This is a genomic window from Rubellimicrobium roseum (genome assembly GCF_006152145.1).
Taxonomy (GTDB): Bacteria; Pseudomonadota; Alphaproteobacteria; order Rhodobacterales; family Rhodobacteraceae; genus Rubellimicrobium; species Rubellimicrobium roseum.
Genome location: NZ_VDFV01000037.1, coordinates 1 through 20,304, shown reverse-complemented (window position 1 = coordinate 20,304; position 20,304 = coordinate 1). Strand labels below are relative to the sequence as shown.

Annotated in this window: 16 protein-coding genes; 8 read left to right on the top strand and 8 right to left on the bottom strand. The window is 67.3% G+C overall.

The features are described from left to right. Positions 1-10: 10 nt before the first annotated feature. Together FHG71_RS17465 and FHG71_RS17460 are read right to left on the bottom strand one after the other, a co-directional pair. On the bottom strand, positions 11-2,548 hold the full coding sequence (locus tag FHG71_RS17465; RefSeq protein ID WP_139082985.1) for a hypothetical protein: 2,538 nt from the start codon (positions 2,546-2,548) through the stop codon (positions 11-13). An 88-nt stretch (positions 2,549-2,636) separates the two neighbouring features. After that, a complete protein-coding gene (locus FHG71_RS17460) occupies positions 2,637-4,256 on the bottom strand; it encodes an ABC transporter substrate-binding protein (RefSeq protein WP_139082984.1) in 1,620 nt (539 codons plus the stop codon). Positions 4,257-4,442: 186 nt separating this feature from the next. On the opposite strand from FHG71_RS17460, the gene FHG71_RS17455 reads away from it, so the two are divergent. Further along, positions 4,443-5,543 carry a LacI family DNA-binding transcriptional regulator gene (locus FHG71_RS17455; RefSeq protein WP_281281979.1) on the top strand — a complete coding sequence of 367 codons (1,101 nt, stop codon included), beginning with the start codon at positions 4,443-4,445 and terminating at the stop codon, positions 5,541-5,543. A gap of 241 nt (positions 5,544-5,784) precedes the next feature. Here FHG71_RS17455 and FHG71_RS17450 read toward each other — a convergent pair whose 3' ends face one another. Further along, positions 5,785-6,114, bottom strand: coding sequence for a hypothetical protein (locus tag FHG71_RS17450; protein ID WP_139082982.1), 330 nt, complete (start codon positions 6,112-6,114; stop codon positions 5,785-5,787). 214 nt (positions 6,115-6,328) lie between these two features. Between FHG71_RS17450 and FHG71_RS17445 the strand changes: the two genes are divergently transcribed. Next, positions 6,329-7,078 (top strand): Crp/Fnr family transcriptional regulator, encoded by a 750-nt coding sequence (locus tag FHG71_RS17445; protein ID WP_218014140.1) that lies wholly within the window; start codon positions 6,329-6,331, stop codon positions 7,076-7,078. Positions 7,079-7,669: 591 nt separating this feature from the next. Here FHG71_RS17445 and FHG71_RS17440 read toward each other — a convergent pair. After that, positions 7,670-9,535 carry a family 43 glycosylhydrolase gene (locus FHG71_RS17440; RefSeq protein ID WP_176559483.1) on the bottom strand — a complete coding sequence of 622 codons (1,866 nt, stop codon included), beginning with the start codon at positions 9,533-9,535 and terminating at the stop codon, positions 7,670-7,672. A gap of 341 nt (positions 9,536-9,876) precedes the next feature. On the opposite strand from FHG71_RS17440, the gene FHG71_RS17435 reads away from it, so the two are divergent. Next, a complete protein-coding gene (locus FHG71_RS17435; protein ID WP_218014139.1) occupies positions 9,877-11,307 on the top strand; it encodes an SGNH/GDSL hydrolase family protein in 1,431 nt (476 codons plus the stop codon). A gap of 313 nt (positions 11,308-11,620) precedes the next feature. Here the strand turns inward: FHG71_RS17435 and FHG71_RS17430 are convergent, their stop codons facing one another. Further along, the gene (locus FHG71_RS17430) at positions 11,621-12,919 is read right to left on the bottom strand and encodes a serine hydrolase domain-containing protein (protein WP_139082978.1); all 1,299 of its coding nucleotides are present in this window, start codon (positions 12,917-12,919) and stop codon (positions 11,621-11,623) included. Positions 12,920-13,411: 492 nt separating this feature from the next. Then, entirely contained in the window at positions 13,412-14,086 is a 675-nt protein-coding gene (locus FHG71_RS17425) for a winged helix-turn-helix transcriptional regulator (RefSeq protein WP_139082977.1), read from the bottom strand. A gap of 115 nt (positions 14,087-14,201) precedes the next feature. On the opposite strand from FHG71_RS17425, the gene FHG71_RS17420 reads away from it, so the two are divergent. The 5 genes from FHG71_RS17420 to FHG71_RS17400 all read left to right on the top strand — a co-directional run bounded on the left by FHG71_RS17420 (position 14,202) and on the right by FHG71_RS17400 (position 19,455). After that, positions 14,202-14,639, top strand: coding sequence for a VOC family protein (locus FHG71_RS17420; RefSeq protein ID WP_139082976.1), 438 nt, complete (start codon positions 14,202-14,204; stop codon positions 14,637-14,639). Positions 14,640-14,715: 76 nt separating this feature from the next. Next, complete coding sequence (locus FHG71_RS17415) at positions 14,716-15,564, top strand: alpha/beta fold hydrolase (RefSeq protein WP_139082975.1); 849 nt, start codon at positions 14,716-14,718, stop codon at positions 15,562-15,564. A gap of 68 nt (positions 15,565-15,632) precedes the next feature. Beyond that, on the top strand, positions 15,633-16,112 hold the full coding sequence (locus FHG71_RS17410) for a VOC family protein (protein WP_139082974.1): 480 nt from the start codon (positions 15,633-15,635) through the stop codon (positions 16,110-16,112). Between the two features lie 174 nt (positions 16,113-16,286). Then, positions 16,287-16,481, top strand: a complete 195-nt coding sequence (locus FHG71_RS24795; RefSeq protein ID WP_139082973.1) for a type II toxin-antitoxin system ParD family antitoxin — start codon at positions 16,287-16,289, stop codon at positions 16,479-16,481. Beyond that, positions 16,471-19,455 carry a PAS domain-containing protein gene (locus FHG71_RS17400; protein ID WP_176559481.1) on the top strand — a complete coding sequence of 995 codons (2,985 nt, stop codon included), beginning with the start codon at positions 16,471-16,473 and terminating at the stop codon, positions 19,453-19,455. Before FHG71_RS24795 ends, FHG71_RS17400 begins: the two co-directional genes overlap by 11 nt. Before the next feature lie 186 nt (positions 19,456-19,641). On the opposite strand, the gene FHG71_RS17395 is transcribed toward FHG71_RS17400, so the two are convergent. After that, positions 19,642-19,779: a hypothetical protein gene (locus FHG71_RS17395; RefSeq protein WP_246045499.1), complete on the bottom strand. Its 138-nt coding sequence runs from the start codon at positions 19,777-19,779 to the stop codon at positions 19,642-19,644. Next, on the bottom strand, positions 19,779-20,099 hold the full coding sequence (locus FHG71_RS17390; protein WP_139082972.1) for a nuclear transport factor 2 family protein: 321 nt from the start codon (positions 20,097-20,099) through the stop codon (positions 19,779-19,781). Before FHG71_RS17390 ends, FHG71_RS17395 begins: the two co-directional genes overlap by 1 nt. Positions 20,100-20,304: the final 205 nt, after the last annotated feature.

The window sequence follows — 20,304 nt, the reverse complement described above, 5'->3', positions numbered from 1 at the left end:
CCAGGCCCCGTCAGGCCTGCATCACCACATGGTAGGGCTGGTTCGCCAGATCGCCCGCGAGCCCGGGCACAAGGACGGGCGCGCCCGAGACCGTGGCGTTGGCGAAGAGCTGGAGATGGAACGGCGTGTCGAGGTAGTCTCCCGGAATGACGGCGATGTAGCCGTTGCCGTCGGCCCGCATGGGATCGGCCCGCCACCGCTTGGACTGGTCCACGACGCGGTACCGGAGCACCGGCGCCGCATCCGACGGGCCGGAGTAGCGGATGGTGAGGTCCTCGCCCCTGAGGAAGGTCTCGGGAACTTCCAGCCCGCCGGCTGCCGTGACGGGGCGGCGCGCCTCGATGGCCGCCGCCGCCCGTTCCGCCTCGGGCGAGAGGGCCAGGCTCTCCGTCCGCCCCCCGCCCCGGAGCGATTGAAGATCGAGGAGCTCGTTGCGCATCTCGGCCTGGCGCGACTGCCAGGAGCCGCGCAGCCAGCCCTGGGGCCCATAGGTGAGGTCGTCGTGATAGACGTCGCGCGACAGGTCGGCGATGCGATCCCACGCCATGGTGGAGCGGCGGGCGTGATCGAGCACCCGGTCGAAGAGCGCCGAGGCCTTGGTGGCGACGAAGAGCTCCGCCCAGACGGCGGCGCGATAGCGTTCCGCGAAGAAGCGGGCCAGACCGGCGCAGATCTCCACGTCGATGAGGATGCGCTGCGTCTCGGGCCGCAGGTAGTCCCGGGCATCCTTGGCGGAGACGAGGGCCTGCTCGCAGCTCCGGGCGAGGTCGGTCAGCCAGTCGGCCACGTCGAGGGGGGTGTAGCGGTGCTCCGACTGCCCGGCGAGAAGCTTCTCGACCCATTCGCGGGCGGTCGCGAAAAGTTCGGAGTCGAAGGTGGGCGCGTTGCCGAAGCGAACGGGCGCCGGCATGTCGAAGGTGTAGTTCAGCCGCCCCATGCCGTCGATCAGGGCGAGGTTGGAGTAGACCTCGGGCCAGTAATGGTTGTTCGAAGCCGAGGGGCCGTGGGTCAGCGACACCAGGGGAAGCACCCGGCTCGCGCTGGCGAGGCCCTTCTCGCAGGCTTCGGCGGCATCGCCGCAATGCCGGCGCAGGTGCCGCTGCCAGCCATCGGCCGGCCCGTCCGGGGCATAGAGGCCGCGCCCCCAGACCCGATACTGGTACAGGTACTTCTCCCAATCGCGCCGGGGCGCCAGCCCCTCCTGCTGATAGTTGAAGCGCTGGCCCGGCACGCCGGTGCCCATGCGGCCCTTGAAGCTCAGCGGCTCGCACCACTCGACCCCGTCGCTCCCGGCGAACATCGAGAGGCGTCCGTAGCCCCCCGCCAGGGCCGGATCGCCCCACAGCAGGATGCGCTGCGTCCCCGCCCAGATGCGGTACAGGACCGAGTAATCCTTGTCCTTCCGAAGAAGGTCGCCGTAGCTGTAGCGCAGGAACTTGCGCGACCCTTCGGAAAGCTGCTCGCGTTCGCTGCGGGCCTGCTCGGGCGGATATTCCTTTTCACGGATCGAGGACTGGTGGTAGGCCAGCCCCATGTGTTCGGCCATGTACTTGGGCGAGGCCGTGAAGGGCATGCCGGAGCGGCGGGCCAGCTCCAGCGTGGTGTGGTCCAGGCCCTTGCCGTGCATGTCGATCTCGATGGGTCGCCCGGCATCCGCGACGCCTGCGAAGGCCGCCTCCCAGAAGCCGTACTCGCCCTCGGCGATGCCGCCCTCGACGTGGACGCGGAAGGTCAGCCCGGTGATCTCCGGCACCTCGGCCAGGAGCCGGGTGATGGCGGCCCGGCAGTAAGGCGCGAGGTTGGCCTTGGTGACGCCCTCGACGGTATAGTTCGCGTTCGGGACGTCGTCGAAGTCGTAGCGCTGCGTCCAGAGCGCCAGTTGGAAGTCGAGCCCGCGCCGGGCCGCCTCCCGCCCGATGAACCTGAGGGTCTCCAGATTGCGGTCGCGCTCCTCATCCGGGAGCTCGGGCACGCGCACGTCGTGGCCGTCGATGGCCAGGAGGAACGGATAAGGGAAGTAGAAGTAGACGTCCCGGATCCAGGCGTTGTGATAGGGGTAGTTGTAGCCCATCCCCAGGGTCAGGCTGAAGCGGTTGAACCGGTTCGTGGCCAACATGGTCAGGTAGTCGCGCCAGCCGTCCCGGTCGTGGAACCACCCCAGGTCCTCGGACTCGGAGCAGAAGAGGCGGGCGATGGACCGGATCCGGGCAGAGGGCCGCTCGACGAGCGGGAACGGCCCGGCGAAGGGATCGTCCCCCTCGGCGTGCCGGGCGCGGTCCGCAAGCTCGGTCAGGGCATAGACCAGCCCGCGCGCGTCGTGGCCCCAGACCGAGATCGCCTCCTCGCTCCGCCAGATCGCGAAGGCCTCGGGCGCGTCCGGGCATTCGACGGGGGCGCCGGTGCCGTCCGCGACTAGCCTGATCGGGAGGCCGGCGCTCGACTGGCGATCCTGGAAGGCCCGGCGCAGATTCTCGCAGGCCCAGGCAGGGGCGCCGGCGACGGCGAGTCCGGCGGGGTCGTCGATCCGGAGATCCGGTTGGTGGGGCATGGGCGAGCGGTCCTGATCACGTTTCCAGAGGAAGCGCGGGCGCGGTGGTTGCGGAGTCTCGGCGCGCCCGCGCCGAAGTGGGCCGGCCTCAGCTGGCGAAGCTGGCCTTCGTCAGCCGCCAGTGGGCGTAGCCGGACTCGACCTCGTAGCCGAGATCGACCTCGGCGGCCCGAACCATCATGTAGCCGTTGGTGACGATCGGCAGGAGCGGCAGATCCGTCAGGATCTTGACCTCCATGTCGCGGACCAGTTCGAGCCGCTTCTCAAGGTCCGGCTCCGCCATGGTCGCCGCCAGCATCTCGTCGATGCCGGGGATGACGACACCGTAGCGGGAGAAGTTGGGCCCGCCCGAGGAGTCAGGCTTCACCTCGGACGTGGCGGCGAGCTGCTCGGAGATGGCTTGCGTCGGCACCGGGGGATAGGCCGCCGAGCGCTGATAGACGGTGTTCGTGCCTGTGGCCTGGTCCGCATGGAAGGCCGTGTGGTCCCGGAGCTCGAGCTCCATCTCCACACCACCTTCCCTCAGGAGCTGCTGGATCATCAGCATGATCGAGGAATAGTCCTCGCGTTGCGAGGTGTAGGCCTTGAAGGAGAACCCGTCCGGGTGGCCCGCCTCGGCGAGCAGCTCCTTCGCCTTCTCGACATTCCGCTCGTAGCGGATCTCCTCCGGGATCGTCTCGGCCGTGAAGCCGCCAGGGAAGGAGGGCGGGTTCATGCCCCATGTCCGCTGGCCGAAGGGCGCCATGGCTTCGGCGATCTGGCCGCGGTCGATCAGGTAGGCGATGGCCTGCCGGACCCGCTGATCGTCGAACGGTGGCGTCGCAAGGCTGAAGGAGATGGTGAAGAAGGAACCGGGCGAGGCCACGTCGAAATGGAGGCCGGGCGACTGCGACTGGATCGATGGAACCCACCCGGGCGCGCGCACGCCCTCCATCATGTGGATGTCGCCGGACATGAGGGCCAGGGTGCGGGCCGTCGTGTCGGCGATGTACATGGTCTGAAGGTTGGGTATGACCGGGGCCTCGCCCCAGTAGTCCGGGTTCGCCGTCAGGAGGACGCCCTGGCTCGGATCCTCCGCGACGCTCTCGAGCTGATAGGGCCCGGTGCCGATCGGATCGCGCTCGAACGCCTCGGAGCCCTTTTCGTCATAGGCCTTCTTCGAGATGATCGAGGCCGAATGGTGCAACAGCGTGCCCATGATGAACAGCGGATCCGGCAGCTTGAGCTGCAACGTCACGGTGTCGGGCGCATCGGCCGTCACGCTCTCCAGGTTCTCGTAAAGGGCCGACCGCACGCCCAGCTCTTCGGGATTGAGCAGGCGGTCGAAGCTGAACTTGACGTCCTCTGACGTGAGCGGCCCGTATCCCTTGTGGAACTGGACGTCCGGCCTCAGCTTGAACGTCCAGGTGCGGCTGTCCTCGCTGACCGTCCAGCTCTCGGCGAGGCTCGGCTGGACCTCGTCCACGCTCTCGGGGAAGCGGCCGAGCGGGATGTCCACCAGCGTGTCGAACATGTGGATGATCGCCCATTCGTCGGCGCCCTGAATGGAGCGGGCCGGGTCCAGCGTCCGGAAGCCGCGGGCCGAGAGAGCGATCCGCAGGGTATCCGAGCCTTGGGCGATGGCTCTCCCGGCGAATGATGAAGATAGTCCGAACGCGGCAAGGACCGCTCCCGACCTTCCGACGAAGGCCCGACGAGTAAGCGTCATCGATTTTCCTCCCTTGGGTGCCGCCCCTCCTCCGGGTCGGCTTCGCGCATCGTGGCCGGCCTTTGCACCGGACCCGATTCGTTTCTTGGTAGCGCTGTCATCTGAAATGGTAGCGCTGTCATATCTGGTTGGTCAACAATAAAGGCTCATGCTACCAACTGGACGTGGCAGACGGGATGTCAGGACGTGAGCAGCACGAGAGCAGACAAACGACCGACCCTCACGGACGTTGCCCGGATGGCGCATTGCAGCCCGATCACAGCCTCACGAGCCATCAACACTCCCGGCGTCGTGTCCGCCGACCTTCGCGAGCGGGTCATGGCCGCCGTCGAGCGGCTCGGCTATCGTCCGAACCTGAACGCACGAGCCCTGGCGTCGACCCGGACGCATGTGGTCGGCGTCATCGTGCCGTCGCTCGCCCAGCACATCTTCAGCGATGTCCTCCGGGGCGTGTACGACGCCGTGCAGCCCACGTCCCTGCGCGTTCACCTGGGCAACACCCATTACGACCCGGCGGAGGAGGAGCGCCTCATCGGCGAGTTCCTGAGGCACAAGCCGGCTGCGATGATCGTCTCGGGCGTCGATCAAAGCCCTCTGGCGCGCAGCATGCTGGCCGATGCAGGTTGTCCGGTCGTCCAGATCATGGACCTTACCCCCGATCCCATCGACCGAGTCGTCGGCTTCTCGCATGTGGAAGCCGGATACAAGATGACCCGCCATCTCATCGACCAAGGCTACCGACGCATCGGTTACATGTTCCTGGTCGGCTGGATGAACACCAGGTCCGCAGGACGCCTGCAAGGTTGGCAGCAAGCTCTCGAGGAAGCGGGCCTGTTCGACCCTTCCCTTCTGGTGACCCAGGCGGACTTGGGTCAGGATGGTGAGCAGCGCCATCACCGTGGCGAGGTGGTCACCCCTCTCCATGCCCGCGCAGCGCTTCGGAAGCTTCTTGATCTCAGTCCGAAGGTCGATGCGGTGTTCTGCAACAACGACCCCTTAGCGCTAGGAGTGCTGTTCGAGGCCATCGCCCAGGGATTGCGGGTGCCCGAGAGCCTTGGAATTGCCGGCTTCAACGACAGCTACATGATAATGGGCGCGCATCCCAGTCTCACGAGCCTTCGTACACCGCGCTACGAGATCGGGCTCCGCGCTGTTGAAGAGGCGCTTGCCGCCATGCAAGGTCAGCCCAACTCCGAGCCAATCGTCGATCTTGGAACGGAGGTATCCTTCCGCAAGAGCACGGATCGTTTAGGCCGGCTGCCTGTCGAGGAACCAGCGCTTGGATAGGTCCGGATGAAAGGCGGATTGCTCCGGCGCATCTCGAACCCCGCCAAGGGTGAGGTCGAGAGTTCGAGTGTGTCTCGCAGCACCATCCCACCTCCTTGCCCCCGCCACATGCGACTCAGGCCGACCCGGAGCGGTCCGCTTGCGTGTCAGATCGATCCGTCCACCTGGGTATACAACGGAGCGGGCGCCAGACCTAGCTGACGCCCGCCGCACGGTGACATAGGCGCAGGGTTCGATTCCGTCAGTTACGGAAGCGGACCTCCTGCATCGCGACGACCTCGCCCTCCACCGAGAGGACAGCCAGACCCTTGTCGGCGGAGTGCCCCATCAAGGGGACCCTGACATCGGTGTTTATGCCATGGCGCAGGGCTCTGGAGCCGAGCAGGACGCCCTGTTTTCCGGTCTGGAGGCTGTAGACCTCGATCCTTCCGGGACCGTCGGTTCTGATCGTCTGGAACACTGCGGTGTGATTGCGGTCCTGCACGTTCGAGAGCGAAAAGTGGTTCTCGGCGGATGCGACCGGCGCGGACCCAACCAGGGCCGCGGCGGCCAGGACGAGTAACTTGTTCATGATAACCCCCTCTCCATGAGGTGCACTGGTCCTCGTCACCCTCAGGGTTTCGGACCGCCGCCAGCCTGCCACGCCCGTCCGCGGCACGCATTGATGGTCATCAAGAGAAGAGGCGCGAAAGCGTCCTCCGTTCGTGCTAGAGTTGTCCCATGTAGGTGGTTCTGCTCGTGCCCGGGAGGGCCTCCGAGCGTGTGGGTTGCAAGGAGGCCGGATGATGCGGGGCACCACATCCCATGCCGGTCAGGGTATCGACCCCTTCGTCCCCGCCGGCGGGTACCTGTCGCTCCTGCTGGAAACCTTCTCGGCCGAGAGCAGGGCACGGCTGGACGGAATGGCCCGTGTCCGGACCGTGCCCGCCAAGACCGTTCTGGTGCGCGAGGGAGAGCGGCCGAACGAGATAGGCTTCGTGCTGAGCGGCATCCTGGCCCTGACCAGATTCCTCCCGAGCGGCCGAGCGCAGATCAGCGGCTTGCTGGCGCCAACCGACATGTATGGGCGGATCTTCAGCGGTCGCTCCCGGCACCATGTCGAGTCACTGTCCGAGGCGCGCCTGATCTGCTTCGACCGAGCGCACTTCGAGGCTCTTGTGGCCAAGGACGCGGAGGTGGAACGTGTCCTGCTGACCCACGTCCTCGACGAGCTGGACATAGCTCGCGAGTGGGTCCTCCTGCTCAACGGCTCCAAGGTCATCGAGCGAGTGGCCTCGTTCCTCATCCTGCTGATGAGTCGGCACGGAGGCGGGCTCCCGGACGCACGAGCCCCCATGACGCTTCAGGTGCCGCTCTCCCGCGAGGACCTGGCCTCCTACCTGGGCACTCGCCCGGAGACCCTCAGTCGGGCGTTCCATGAACTGGCCGACAAGGGCATCATCCACATCACCGACCCATACAGGTTCGACGTCGTCAACCTTCCGGCGCTCATCAAGGTGTCCGGGCGCGACTTTGCCCCCGACGGAGGTGACTAACGGCACCTTCCGATCCGGTTGCGGCCGATGTAGGCGCATCGGAAAAGGACGAAGGCTCCGTGGATGGCGAGGCGGTGGAAGCGGTTGAGCCGGGCCAGCCTGCGCCCGACCACCCGCCAGTAGCGGTCCCGTCGTTCGTTGTAGCGGCATCGCAGAAGAGAGAGCGCCCCGTTCGGTTCGCATCGGGTAATGTGCCGGCTCGCCCGATGGGGGACTTCTATGGCCTTAGCCCACATTGAACGCTCATAGCTGAGAATTCCGAAACGGGCTCAGGCCGTCCACGGCGGTGCGATGGGCGAGCGCCGGCAATGGGCCGAGCCTTGGCCCACGAGTCAGCCACCGACAGACAGCATCTGTCGTCGTGATTGCCAGCACCGGTCGGTGCACCTCATCCGTGCGCTCCGCCATCTCGGATTGAAGGCCCAGAACGGACCCGATTGTCTGCTGGCCCCCTCGCCTTCCACCGGCTCGCGCGCACGGTCCAGGTCCACTCGAACCATCGGCCGACCAAGAACCTTCAGGACGTCGCGTGGGTGGCTGTCAGCGAGGCCCGGAGCTTCAGCATCAGCGCCCGGAGCCTGTGCCGCTCCGTCAACCGTCAACGTCAAGGACGCGCAGGTAGTCGAACCGCGCCATGAAGTCCCCTGGCCCGCCCATTGAGGCAAGGCCGATTTGCGCCTCCGGCCCGAGATCGTGGGTCCAGGTCGAGCCCTGCACCCATCTCTCGCCATCCCGGCTCGTATAGGCGGTATAGCTTTCACCCTCCCCGATCCGGCTCACCGCCAGGCGCAGCCAGGTCCACTCCCCGCCCGGCGGCCCCGCCACGCTGCTGCCGTAGTGGGGGAAGCCCTCCGGCACCGGCGCCATCTCTCGGGCGAACTCCGTCTGGCGCGTTTCCCAGATCGAGACCACCACCAGCTTGAGGTAGTTGTCGTCGTCCCCGCGCACGACCAGTCCGGCCTGCACGTAGTTGTGGCAGCAGCCGTCGGCCGGAACGTCCAGGGCCACCCTGGTCTCCAGCACGTAGTCGCCGGCCGGCGCTTCCCTCAGGAGCAGAGGAGCATCGTCGCGATCTCCGTAAAGGTCCGTGTCCGTGGTCCCAAGGCCGAGACTGCCCCCTTCCAGGCCGATCTCCTCCTCTGGCGACTCGCGCACCCAAGCCCACCCGCTCGCCAGCGCCGGTCCGTTGAACTCGTCCAAAACGCCGGCGATCCGGGCACCGCCCGGCGGTCCCCCCGCGCGGTCGACCTGGGCCTCTTTCGCGCCAGCCTGACCGGCCTGGACGACGGGAGCCGGGCGGGGCTCCGTCGATGGCCCTCCGATCACGACGGGCCAGCCTTCGACCCAGTCCAGACGGTCAAGCAGGACGGGCCGCCTCGTGAAGCCCACTTCGCCAGCGAAGTAGGGGTCGGCCTCTTCGATGGCGTGATACAGTGTCCACCACTGGCCTGCCCGATCCTGGAGCACCGTGTTGTGCCCGGGCCCCACCCAGCCGTTGCCGTTCTGCGTCAGCACGGGCGTGCCGCCGACCCGCGCGTCGAGCAGCGATGCGCCGTCACGGTCAAGGAAAGGACCCGTCGGGCTGGTCGCGCGACCGACGAACACCGAATAGCCGGTCTGCGGGCCGTTGCAGCAGTTGGAGGCCGAGACGAAAAGCCAGTAGGCGTCGTCGTGGTGGATGACCTCGGCTCCTTCGTAGCGGTTCGGGATCGCCACTGGCCGGGCTGTGGCGGGGTCAGCGTTCAACACCCCGTCGGGAGCGACGGCGAGTTCACGCACCTCGATGCCGCCATGGTAGCTGCCGTAATACAGGAAGTGCCGTCCGTCGGGTGTGGCGATCACCTCCGGATCGTAGGTCCACAGAAAGTCGCATCCCGGCGCGCTGCGGCGGGGCTCGACAAGGGGTTCGGATGAGGGCTCCCAAGGGCCGAACGGGCTGTCGGAGACGGCGTAGCCGATCGCCCCGTCGGTGGCGCAGCCCGGCTCGCCCCCCGCTTGCTCGATGACGTCCGTGACCCCGAAGAGCAGGTAGTATCGATCACCGATCACCTCCGCCTCGGGCGCCCACAGCAGCGCAGAGGGTGCAGCCCAGGCCGGCGGCGCAGGGGTGTCCGTCTCCGCATCGCGATCGAAGGCGTCGCCCCGGTAGGTCCAGCCGACCAGATCATCGGACTGGAACATGGGCAGGAGGCGAAAGCGGAGGTCGCCGGTCGCGTCGCGGTCCTCGCCCGAGAGCGGATCGGTCGTGCAGTACATGACCCAGCCCGCATCCTGCCCCAGCTCTTCGATAACCGACGGATCAGCGCAGCTGTCGACCGACGTGCCGTTCGCCTCGACTGGCAGCGGATTCGAGAAGGTCGCGGGACTCCGGTCCGGGTCGGCCTGCCCCAGCACGGGTGCAGTGCCTGTCACCCATCCGAGGAGGGCCCCCAGGAGCCAACGACCTGCAAGGCGCATACCGACGTCCTCCCTGAACCTTGGTCCGATCTGCAAGGCGCTCTGGGAGCCTAGCGTCCGAGGCGAAAGCGGCAACCGGACACAACTCCAGATTGGGAAGTACATCGCCTGCCCCTCGCCCCCTGCCGAGGGCAAAATCCGCCTGATGGAGCTGACCTCCACAAGGGCGATCTCTCCTCATCCGCCATCTTGCGTGCCGCACGAGGCCAGGCAGCATGGACCGGATGTCAACGTCGGCCCGGTTTCGTGCGGCTCGACGCGGCCCCCGACCCAGCTACAACTTAGCCCGGACGGAGACGACAGGCTGGCCAACAGGCCTGACCCGTCCGGGAGGAGGATACATGTTCAACGCAACGCTGGGCCGTTCCGCGGCTCTCTCAACGGTGCGGCCCTGCCGAGCCCTGACGTTCGTCACGATCGCTGCCCTGTTTGGAATGCAGCCCTTTCTGGCGGCCGCCCAAGAGGCCACGACCGGGTCCGGGAACCAAGCGACCAACCCCGAGACCGGAGTCGAGGCGACCGGCGCGGACCAGACGACCGGCGCCGAACAACAGGAACCGATCTCCGCCGAAGCAGGTGGTGGTGCGAGGACCGGCAACTGGATCGACACCTGGACAGCGAGCCCGCAGCAGGACTGGGGGGACGACTTCTTCGCGGCGGCCGGCATTCCCCGCTCGCTTCGCGATCAGACGATCCGGCAGGTCGCGCGGGTGAGCCAGGGTGGTGACCGAATCCGGATCGAGTTCTCCAACGAGTATGGCGAGCACCCGCTGGTGATCGGCGAGGCGCATGTGGCTCTGGCTGGCGAGGACGGGGCCATCGAGACCGGCTCCAGCAGAGCCCTCACGTTCGGCGGCGAGCCCAGCATCGTCGTGCCCCCCGGCGCGCCGGTCTGGAGCGATCCCGTCGATCTCGCCGTGGAGGATCTCGGAAGCGTTGCCGTCAGCCTCTACCTGCCCGAGGTCGCGCCCACCACGACCTGGCACAACGATGCCCGGCAGACCGCCTACATCGGCGCCGGCAACGTCGCGGACGACGATGCATTCGAAGTCACGCAGACCTTTCCGTCTCGTATATGGCTCAGCGGCATCGCGATCGACGCCTCGCCCGAGACGCGCTCCATCGTGCTCTTCGGCGACTCGATCACGGACGGCGACGGGTCCACGCTGGATGCCGACAACCGCTACCCGGATCAGTTGGCCGAGCGGATCATCCCCACGGGAGCCGAGGTGACGATCCTGAACGAGGGCATCTCGGGCGCCCGCGTGCTGCGTGACCGCATGGGCGAGAACGCCCTGGCCCGCTTCGACCGCGACGTGCTGAGCCATCCGGGCGTCGACACCGTGGTGCTGATGATGGGGATCAACGACATCGGCTGGCCTGACAGCGCGCTCGTGCCCGAAGGCGAGCCCGCTCCGACGGCCGAACAGGTCATCCAGGGCTACCAGCAACTCATAGATCGCGCCCATGCCCATGACCTGAGGATCATCGGCGCGACGCTCACGCCCTTCAACAACGCCTTCGAGGGCGGACCGCTCGAAGGCTACTACAACGAGGAGAAGGAAGCGAAGCGGCAAGCCGTCAACGAGTGGATCCGCACGAGCGGCGCCTTCGACGGCGTGATCGACTTCGACAAGGTGGTGGAGGACCCGCAGAACCCGGGCCGCATCCAGGCCCAGTTCGACAAGGGCGACCACCTGCATCCCAACGACGCGGGCTACGAGGCCATGGCCCAGTCCATCGATCTTGGATTGCTGGGCGTGAGCCAGTGACCTGAGAAGGCCTCCGGCAGGGCCACGACAGCGGCAGGGACAACTGCCGCTGTTTTCATTCCTTCCGCTGGTGACGAGGGCGTCGAGGCCGGCTCACTCCGACCGGAGCGTGTCACCGCCCCCTCACGCCCTGCACAAAGTGGATGCCCCGGCCAGCGCCCGACGGACCCAGGGTCACGGCCAAGGCCGCTGGCACGAGGGTTTCGCAGCCCCTTCCGCCGAGCGAGTGGGGGCGGTCACGGCAACACCGTCCAGACACGCGATCCCTCGGCGCCTTCGCCTGTGACCCGAGGAGATCGCTGGACCGAGCAGGCTACTCCACCATCGCCTGATAGATCAGGGCACGGAGCTTGCCATGGTCGTCGACGTCCATCGTGTCTTCGCCGAGCTGGGTGAAGTAGGTCACCACCATGCCCTCTTCCGGGTCGACCCAGTAGGTGGAGTGATATGCCCCTCCCCAACCGAACTCCCCCTCGTTGACCGGGTAGCCAAGTGTTCCCGGGTCGAGCGCAACCTGGAAGCCGTAGCTGAACCCCGCGCCCGGGCTGAACTCGATGCCGCCCAGGTGGTCGGTCGTCATCAGGGTCACCGTCATGGGCGACAGGATGCGCTCCCCGTCTGGCGCGAGGCCGCCTTGCCGCAGCATCTCGAGAAAGGCGGCGTAGTCGTGCGCCGTCGACACCAGCCCCGCACCACCCGAAAAGGTGACGTTGGGCCCCTGCCCTACGACGTAGTCGCCCTGGTCCCACATCGCGCCGGCCTCGCCTGCCGGAGTCAGGCCGTTCTCGGTCATGTCGTAGACCGTGGCGAGCCGGTCCGCCTTGGCCTGGGGCAGGAAGAAGTGCGTGTCGGTCATTCCGATCGGATCGAAGAAACGGCTCTGGAAGAACTCGTCCAGCGGCTGGCCCGACACGACCTCGATCAGCGCACCGAGGATGTCGGTGTTGCTGCCGTAGAGGTATTCCGTGCCAGGCTGGGCGATCATCGGCAGGTCGGCCATCCGTCGGACGATCTCGCGGATCGGCTCCTCGTCGCTGGCGAAGTACCAGCCGGTGATCTCCGCCTCCTGCCAGGCGTCGTCGGTCAGCCCGTTGAGCCAGGCGCCGTAGGGAATGCCCGAGGTATGGGTCAGCAGGTCGCGGATGGTGATCGGCCGCTTGGCCGGCACCTCGTAGTAGCCGCCCTCCTCGTTCGCGACGGCGACCGTCGTCTCCATCCATTCCGGCATGTACTTGCCCACCGGATCGTCGAGGAGCAGCTTGCCTTCCTCCTGGAGAAGCAGGACACCGGCCGATGTGATGGCCTTGGTCTGGGAGGCGATGCGGAAGATCGTGTCCATGGCCATCGGCGTCCGGGACTCAATGTTCTGGTGACCGAACGCTCTCTGATAAGCGATCTGGCCATCCTTGGCGACGAGGATCACCATGCCGGGCAGGACGCCATCATCGACATAGCCCTGCATCACCTCCGTCAGGCGATCGAGCCGCTCCGCAGACACGCCAAGCTGCGCCGGCGGGGCTTCCGCCCAGTGATCGGCATGAGTGCCGGATGCCAGAAGCATCGAGAACGCAGTTGTGGCGAGAAGCTGTTTCGAGATCGGAATGAAAGGCATTGTCCGGCGTCCTTGCTGACATTTCCTTCGTGCCGTCGCCTTTTTCGCGAAGGCCGGCGCTCATCACCCTGTAGGATTGCGTAGCCACCGTAAACGCTCAATCTGCACGTGTTCCCTTCGAACGGGGGTGCCTGTTCCAGCGCGCCAGGCTTCGGGTGACCACCGATCCCGCCCTGCGACCGTCCGGAGGCGTGGGGAACGTCAGGCCCGCAGTGACATCCCGCCTTTGAAGCCCGATCCTGCCAGGAGTTCACTGGAGAGTTCCGGCGCGCAAGGAAAGCTGGCAGTCGAGCAGGAACAGAGGCCCGGAGCCACCTTCAGACCGGCAAGGCGGCCGACCGCGCCGAACCGGCGCCGCCAAAGATCCGAACTGATCGCGACGCGGCATCCAGAACCAACCGCAAAGCCACGCCGCCTCGATGCATATTTACAGCAGACCCGCAACCCGCCGGTCGGTCCGCTGCCGGGCCACTTGGACCGCGTCCCTGATCCTCAGGCCTTGATGTCCTCTCCCATCGGCTCCGGACTCCGGAACGCCTGCGCGAGGCGCTCCAGCGCCGTTGCATCTCCCTCGATCGTCATCGCCCCACCCGCCACCGCCTCTGCCACGGGCTGGCCCGCATACAGCACGGGCAGGAGCGCATTCTGATCCCCCCTGACCACCGCGTCGGGATCGGGGTGGCGCCCCGGCTCGACCGAGAGTCGACCCGCCTCGACCCGCACTGCGAAATCCCCGTCCGGCAGGCGCAGGTCCACGGCGACGCGCAGGTTCCCTGCTTTCGCCGGCTCGAACATGCTGCCCAAGGACAGCATGGCCGCCGCCGCACTGAGCGGCCGGTCAAGGCGCAGGAGCGGCGACCTCGAGGCCCAGGCTCCCATGACCCGCAAAGGCTCGCGGAAGGCTTGGCCCCAGGGGGTCAGCGCATAGGCCTTGCCGCGCGCGGGCCGGGGCAGGTCGACCTGCCGGACGATCCCTGCTGCCTCCAGCCCGGCCAGGCGCTGGGTCAGCACGTTCGTGGCGATGCCGGTCAGGCTTTCCTTCAGGTCCGTGAAGCGCCTGGGCCCGAACATGAGCTCGCGCATGACGAGAAGCGCCCAGCGCTCGCCGACGAGGTCCAGCGCCTGGGCAAAGGCGCAACCGTCGTCGTAGCTCCGTTTGCGGTCCATGGACGACCTCCAGCCATTTTAATTGCATATTGCAACTTAGTGATTGCAATATGAGACAACATGGCGCAGCCTGCAAGCACGATCTCGACCCGCCTCGAATCCACAGGAGCCCGTCATGACCGCAGCCATCCCGCCCCAGATGATCTTCGTGAACCTGCCCTCGATCGATATCGCCCGCGCCCGCGCCTTCTATGCGGGCTTGGGCTTCGCCTTCGACGAACGGTTCTGCGGACCCGATACCCTCATGGTGAGCGTGTCCGATGCCATCCACCTCATGATCCTGGACCGCGAAAGATTCGCAGGCTTCTCACCCCGCCCCGTGGCGCCCGAAGGCACGGTCGGCGCGCTCGTGTGCCTGTCCCGGACCTCGGCCGCCGAGGTGGACGCCTTCGTGGAGCGCGCCCTCGCCCATGGGGGCACCGACAACGACAACACGCAGGAGATGGGCGACTTCATGTACGGCCGCTCCGTCTCGGACCCCGACGGCAACGTCCTCGAGATCATGTGGATGGATGTCGAACGCGCCATGAAGGCCTGGGGCGTGGCCGCCTGACACGATCGTGCTCCCTCGATCCGCCGCCCGAGGGAGGCGCCCCACCGACAAACGTCCTTCTTCACGGAGATGATCGATGATCCGAAGCACCCTTGCCGCAGTCCTGCTGACCACCCCGGCCACGCTGGCTCGAGCCGAGATCGCGGAGGTCAACGGCCTGCGGATGTACTACGAGGTCTCAGGCGAGGGCGAGCCGCTGATCGTGCTGCACGGCGCCTACATGAACATCCCTGCCATGGGCCCGATCATCCCCATGCTGGCCGAGACGCACCAGGTCTATGCCGTCGAGATGCAGGGACACGGGCGTACCAACGACATCGACCGGCCCATCACCTACGAGGCGCTCGCCGATGACGTCGCGGCCTTCCTGGAGGCGGTGGACCTCGGGCGGGCCGATGTGTTCGGCTATTCCATGGGAGCCGGCGTGGGGCTGCAACTCGCCATCCGCCACCCCGAGAAGGTGGACCAGCTTGCGTTGGCTTCCATCTCCTACGACGAGAGCGGTTGGCAGCCGGAGATGGTGGCCATGATCCCGCAGATGACGCCCGAGATGTTCGCGGGCACGCCCATGGAGGCCTCGTTTCGCGAGATGTCGCCCAACCCGGAGGGCTTCCGCGCCTTTGCGGAGCGCATGATCGCGCTCGAGCACGAGCCCATGAACTGGGACGAGGACGTTCGGAACCTTCAGGCGCCTGTCCTCCTGATGGTGGGCGACGCCGACGTGGTCACGCTGGAGCACGCCGTGGCCATGCTGCGCCGTCTGGGCGGAGGCGACATGGGCGACATGGGCCAGCCCCTCCCCGCCTCGCGTCTGGCCGTGCTGCCCGCCACCTCGCACACGGCGGTCATGAGCCAGCCTGAGCTCCTGCACATGCTGATCGAGCCGTTTCTGCAGGGCGAGACTCCCAAGGGCATGTTCGACTGAGAGTTACCGCTCGCCAGAGAAGCCGGGGACTGCCTTGGCCGCGCGCCATGCGACTTCAGGAGGACACGATGACCACCCCCAAGAACACGATCTGCCTGTGGTACGACAAGGACGCCGAAGCGGCGGCCAGCTTCTACGCCGAGACCTTCCCCGACAGCTCGGTCCGCGCCGTCCATCGCGCGCCCAGCGACTTTCCGTCCGGCAAGGCCGGTGATGTCCTCACCGTCGAGTTTACGGTGCTGGGGATCCCCTGCCTCGGCCTCAACGGGGGGCCGGTCTTCCCGCACACGGAGGCGTTCTCCTTCCAGGTCGCGACGGAGGACCAGGAGGAGACCGACCGCTACTGGAACGCCATCGTCGGCAACGGCGGCCAAGAGAGCGCCTGCGGCTGGTGCAAGGACCGCTGGGGCGTGAACTGGCAGATCACGCCGCGCGTGCTGACCGAGGCCCTGGCCTTGGGTGGGCAGGAGGCGAAGCGCGCCTTCGAGGCCATGATGACCATGCGCAAGATCGACGTCGCCGCGATCGAGGCGGCCCGGCGGGGATAAGGATCAGCGCTTCCTGCAACCGCCAGAGGTCTTGAACCATCGAATAACCTTCCAGTCGGTCCGAAATGGCCGGCCCAGGACGGGGCCGAGGAGTCCGGTGAGCGATCCGTCGAAGACACGGGGGCAATCATAACCTGTCTTTGACAGCCCTCGGGCTTCGTGGAACGTAGCGGGATGTTCACGGACCAGACCCGCAACCTGTCCCTCACGGCCGAGCTGAATTCGTTCATCCGAACGCAGGTCGCCTCCGGCCGGCACCGGACCGCCGGCGAGGCCGTTCGCGCCGGCTTGCGCCGGCTGCAACGGCAGCATGGCCGAGACGAGCGACGGACGAGCGCCTTCGCAAAGGATCAGCATCATGCACGGTAGCGTCGGCGCCGGGACGGGCCTCGGCTTCCTCGCAGATGGTGGCCGGATGGGCGCGTTGATGCGGGCCCATGACTGGTCCACATCACCCCTGGGCCACCCCGAGACCTGGCCGCAGTCGTTGCGCTCGGTGGTGGGCCTGCTCCTCGGCTCGCGCTTTCCGATGTTCGTGGCTTGGGGGGAGGAGTTGGGCTTCCTCTACAATGACGCCTATGCCGAGACCCTCGGGGCCAAGCACCCCCATGCTCTGGGCGCGCGCTTCCGCGACATCTGGTCCGAGATCTGGCCCGACATCGCCCCCCTGATCGACGCGGCCTTGGCCGGCGAGGCCACCTACCGTGAGGACCTGCCGCTCCTCATGAACCGCAAGGGCTTCGACGAGCAGACCTGGTTCACGTTCTCCTACTCGCCCGTGCGCGACACGCATGGGCGTGTGGCAGGCATGTTCTGCGTTTGCACCGAAACGACCCGGCAGGTGCTCGCTGACCGGCAGCAGGCCTTCTGGCTGGGGTTCGAGGAGCGGCTGCGGGGCCTGAGCAGCCCCCGTGCCATCATGTCGGCGGCCGTCGAGGCGCTCGGTCGACATCTGGGAGCCATCCGGGCGGGCTACAGTGAGGTGCAGGACGACGACGAGACCATCCTGTGCGAGGCCTGCTACGCCGACGGCGTCGAGCCGATCCTGGGCCGGTTCTCGCTGGCGGAGTTCGGCTCCGACAGCATCATGCGCCAGCGGAAGGGACGGACCGAGATCTGCGCCGACGTTCAGGCCGACCCGGGACAGGTTCAGGCGACCTGGGCCGCGATCGAGACCCGGTCCTATGTATCGGTGCCGCTCGTCCGCGACGGCCGCTTCACGGCTTCCTTCTATGTCAACTTCCGCGAGGTCCGTAACTGGTCGCCAGAGGAGGTGGCGCTGATCGAGGAGGTCGCCGCACGCACCTGGGACGCCGTCGAGCGCGCGAAGGCCGAAACGGCGTTGCGGGAGAGCGAGGAGCGCCTCGCCCGGGAACGGGCCGTGCTGGCGACTCTGGTCGAGCATCTGCCGGTGGGGGTCATCGTCGTGGACCGGGACGCGCAGCCCTTGATGCACAACTCGGCCTACGGCCAGATCGTGCCCGAAGCTGTCATCCCGTCACGCCTCCCCGCCGCGCAGGAGCGGTGGATCGGATACGACGAACAGGGCCAGCGGATCCGACCCAACATGTACCCCGGCGCACGGGCGCTCCGCGGCGAACTGGTCCGGGATGCCGAATACCTCCACCAGGCGCCGGGCGGCCGAGAGACCTGGACCCGCGTGAGCGGGGTCCCGTTGCGCGATGCAGCCGGGCAGGTCATCGGCGCGCTGTGCGTCGTGGTCGACATCGATGCCTACAAGCGCGTCGAAGCGGCGCTGCGCGACCTGAACGAGACCCTGGAGGAGCGCGTCGCCGATGCCCTCGCCGCGCGCCAGGTGCTCGCCGACGTGGTGGAGAGCACCAAGGCCGCCGTCCTGGCCTGCGACCTCGATTATCGTATCCTGGCCATCAACAGGGCCAACGCCGCCGAGCTCGAGCGGGTCTACGGCAGACGGCCCAAGCTCGGGGACCACCTTCTCGACCTGATCGCCGATCTGCCGGAGCATCAGGCGCAGGTGGCCAGGAACTGGGATCGCGCGCTGGCCGGCGAGGAGTTCATGATCGTCGAGGAGTTCGGCGATGCCGCCCACGAGCGGGTGAGCTACGAGGTCCGCTTCAACGTGTTGCGCGACCGGAATGGCAACCGGGTCGGGGCCTTCCAGACGGCCTACGACGTCTCCGATCGGGTTCGGGCCCAAGAGGCGCTTGAGGCCGCCCAGGAAGCCCTGCGCCAGGCGCAGAAGATGGAGGCGGTGGGCCAACTCACGGGCGGCGTGGCCCACGACTTCAACAACCTCCTGACCGTCATCCGCTCCTCGGCCGGCCTTCTGCGCCGGCCCGACCTCGCGGATGAACGGCGGCGCATCTACCTGGACGCGATCTCGGACACGGTGGACCGGGCCGCCAAGCTCACGGGGCAGCTTCTGGCCTTTGCACGTCGCCAGGCGCTCAAGCCCGAGGTGTTCGACGCGTCCGAACGGGTGCAGGCGCTCAACGACATGCTTCGCACGATCCTGGGCGGGAGGATCCAGGTCGTGACCGAGGTCAGCCCCGAGCGTTGCCTCGTCGAGGCCGATGTCGGCCAGTTCGAAACCGCGCTGGTCAACATGGCGGTGAACGCCCGCGACGCGATGGACGGCGAAGGCAGGCTGACGGTCCGGGTCGAGCGCGTGTCCGCTGTGCCGGCCGATGGGGAGCGAAGCGGCCAGACCGGGGCGTTCGTCACCATGTCCATCACGGACACGGGCGCCGGCATCCCGCCCGAGCATCTTTCTCGCATCTTCGAGCCCTTCTTCACGACCAAGGACGTGGGCAAGGGCACCGGCCTCGGCCTGTCGCAGGTCTACGGCTTCGCCAAGCAGTCTGGTGGCGACCTGCGGGTGACGAGTCAGCTCGGGCGCGGCACCAGCTTCACCTTGTACCTGCCGCAGGTCGAGCATGGGGAGGTCACAGGTCCGGCCGAGACCCGCCGGGCTGACGCGGCCGAGCAGGGCCAGGGCCGCCGGATCCTGGTGGTCGAGGACAACACGGAGGTTGGCACCTTCTCGACGCAGCTTCTCCAGGATCTTGGCTACGAGACCACCTGGGCCGTGAATGCCGAAGAGGCACTGGCTCGCCTGGCCGAGAACGGTGGCGGCTTCGACGTCGTGTTCTCCGATGTGGTCATGCCCGGGATGAGTGGCATGGAGCTCGGGCATGAGATCCGACGCCGCTACCCTGGCCTCCCGATCGTGCTCACGTCAGGCTACAGCGAGGTGCTGGCCGACGAGGGCCGGCACGGGTTCGAGCTGCTCCAGAAACCCTATGCGGTCGAGGACCTGTCGCGCGTGCTGCGCCGTGTCTCTGCGGGCCGAATCTCATGAGGATCGCAAAGCCGGTCGGTGTCGTCAGAGCAGGCGAGGCTCGTCGGACAGGAGGTGGAGGGGTGCGCCCCCGCGCCGGGCGAGTCCTGCAACCGTCGCACCGATCCGGCGCAGCCATCGCCGGCATTCAGGTGGGCTCCAGGGCGCTGGGACACATCTCCTCGACCCAATGCACGATCGATCGCGTCAGGTCCGGCGCGAGCGCGCCGTTGTCAGCACCTGCGCCCCGAGCTCGCGAAAGAGACCCACGGTCGCCGCGCCCGCGCCCCTCGTGCCGGAGGTGACGAGCGCACGCTTGCCAGCCAGGGAAAGGAAGCCCTGCATCACCCGATCTCCAGCCGGGCGATGCGGTCGTCCGCGAGCGTGAAGGCGAAGGTCAGCGTCGCCGGGCTTCCGGGGAACTGTCCGGTGACACGGGCGCGCACCACGGTCCGGCCGTCCGTGGCGGTCGCGTCGAGTGGTTCGGCCACATGCCGGTACTTGGCCTTGGCGGCCCGCCACCAGGCACCGATGGCCTCGGATCCCGAATGTTCCGCCCCTTCGTCCTTGACGGTGGCGTCCTGCGAGAAGGCCGCCTCGACCGTGGATACGTCGTTGCGCGTCTCGGCCTCGAAGAAGGCGTCGATAGCTGGAGGAAGTTGCATCTTCGGACTCCGTTGCTGGAATGGTCGGCCGTGCGGCGGTCAGTCGTCCCTGGGATCGCGGGGCGGGCCGAGTGGACGCTGGTCAGGCGGCCTGCCGCGTCTCGGCCTGGCGGGCCTGTTTCAGGACCTTCGCGTACCAGGCGACCTGGTCGAGCATGTCCTTGGCCGACCCTCCGAGAACGCCTTCGATGGCCTCCATGGGTTC

Excerpts from the sequence above, each read along its gene's own strand:
- FHG71_RS17465 (WP_139082985.1), bottom strand. The coding sequence starts at position 2,548 with ATGCCCCACCAACCGGATCTCCGGATCGACGACCCCGCCGGACTCGCC.
- FHG71_RS17460 (WP_139082984.1), bottom strand. The coding sequence starts at position 4,256 with ATGACGCTTACTCGTCGGGCCTTCGTCGGAAGGTCGGGAGCGGTCCTT.
- FHG71_RS17450 (WP_139082982.1), bottom strand. The coding sequence starts at position 6,114 with ATGAACAAGTTACTCGTCCTGGCCGCCGCGGCCCTGGTTGGGTCCGCG.
- FHG71_RS17445 (WP_218014140.1), top strand. The coding sequence starts at position 6,329 with ATGCGGGGCACCACATCCCATGCCGGTCAGGGTATCGACCCCTTCGTC.
- FHG71_RS17440 (WP_176559483.1), bottom strand. The coding sequence starts at position 9,535 with ATGCGCCTTGCAGGTCGTTGGCTCCTGGGGGCCCTCCTCGGATGGGTG.
- FHG71_RS17435 (WP_218014139.1), top strand. The coding sequence starts at position 9,877 with ATGTTCAACGCAACGCTGGGCCGTTCCGCGGCTCTCTCAACGGTGCGG.
- FHG71_RS17430 (WP_139082978.1), bottom strand. The coding sequence starts at position 12,919 with ATGCCTTTCATTCCGATCTCGAAACAGCTTCTCGCCACAACTGCGTTC.
- FHG71_RS17425 (WP_139082977.1), bottom strand. The coding sequence starts at position 14,086 with ATGGACCGCAAACGGAGCTACGACGACGGTTGCGCCTTTGCCCAGGCG.
- FHG71_RS17420 (WP_139082976.1), top strand. The coding sequence starts at position 14,202 with ATGACCGCAGCCATCCCGCCCCAGATGATCTTCGTGAACCTGCCCTCG.
- FHG71_RS17415 (WP_139082975.1), top strand. The coding sequence starts at position 14,716 with ATGATCCGAAGCACCCTTGCCGCAGTCCTGCTGACCACCCCGGCCACG.
- FHG71_RS17410 (WP_139082974.1), top strand. The coding sequence starts at position 15,633 with ATGACCACCCCCAAGAACACGATCTGCCTGTGGTACGACAAGGACGCC.
- FHG71_RS24795 (WP_139082973.1), top strand. The coding sequence starts at position 16,287 with ATGTTCACGGACCAGACCCGCAACCTGTCCCTCACGGCCGAGCTGAAT.
- FHG71_RS17400 (WP_176559481.1), top strand. The coding sequence starts at position 16,471 with ATGCACGGTAGCGTCGGCGCCGGGACGGGCCTCGGCTTCCTCGCAGAT.
- FHG71_RS17395 (WP_246045499.1), bottom strand. The coding sequence starts at position 19,779 with ATGCAGGGCTTCCTTTCCCTGGCTGGCAAGCGTGCGCTCGTCACCTCC.
- FHG71_RS17390 (WP_139082972.1), bottom strand. The coding sequence starts at position 20,099 with ATGCAACTTCCTCCAGCTATCGACGCCTTCTTCGAGGCCGAGACGCGC.